Origin of the sequence: Flammeovirga pacifica (assembly GCF_000807855.2) — a bacterium.
In the GTDB taxonomy this organism is placed as follows: domain Bacteria; phylum Bacteroidota; class Bacteroidia; order Cytophagales; family Flammeovirgaceae; genus Flammeovirga; species Flammeovirga pacifica.
The window spans coordinates 2,161,593-2,162,233 of the sequence record NZ_JRYR02000001.1 but is presented as its reverse complement, the minus strand read 5'-3'; the positions used below and the strand labels follow the sequence as shown (position 1 = coordinate 2,162,233).

Below are 641 nucleotides of genomic sequence, written 5' to 3'. Positions count from 1 at the left end.
TTGTATAAGTCTGTGACTTATACCCCCTTTCTACTCCCACAAATTATCATTAACTTTAAAAAACTAATTAAACGATTCATCATGTCTAGATCACATTCTTTCTACGATCAAGAAGCAACTTATTTTGTAACAATGACAGTAGTCTATTGGATAGACGTTTTTACGAGAGAAGCCTATCGCAATATTCTATTAGATAGCTTAAGATATTGTCAAGAACACAAAGGGTTAAAAATACATGCTTATGTTATTATGAGCAATCACGTACACTTGATTATCTCTAAAGGTCAACATCTCAATCTATCTGATATTTTACGGGATTTAAAAAAACACACTTCAAAGACGATAATAAAAAACATTGAAGAAAACAGAGAAGAAAGTCGAAAAGATTGGATGCTTTGGATGTTTCAAAGAGCAGGTCAAAAAAATAGTAACAATAAGAAATATCAGTTTTGGCAACAACATAATCAACCTGTCATATTAAATACTCCTGAAAAACTATCACAACGGTTAGGTTACATTCATGACAACCCTATAAAGGCTGGGGTAGTTCAAGATGCAAAAGACTATCTCTATTGTAGTGCTTCCAATTATCACGGGGTGAAATATAATTTGTTGGAAGTAGAAATGATATAATGGTAAGT

Annotated in this window: 1 protein-coding gene; it reads left to right on the top strand. The window is 32.0% G+C overall.

From position 1 onward, the window contains the following. The coding region (locus tag NH26_RS08660; protein ID WP_317040972.1) for an REP-associated tyrosine transposase at positions 1–633 on the top strand (633 nt) is incomplete at its 5' end. Positions 634–641: the final 8 nt, after the last annotated feature.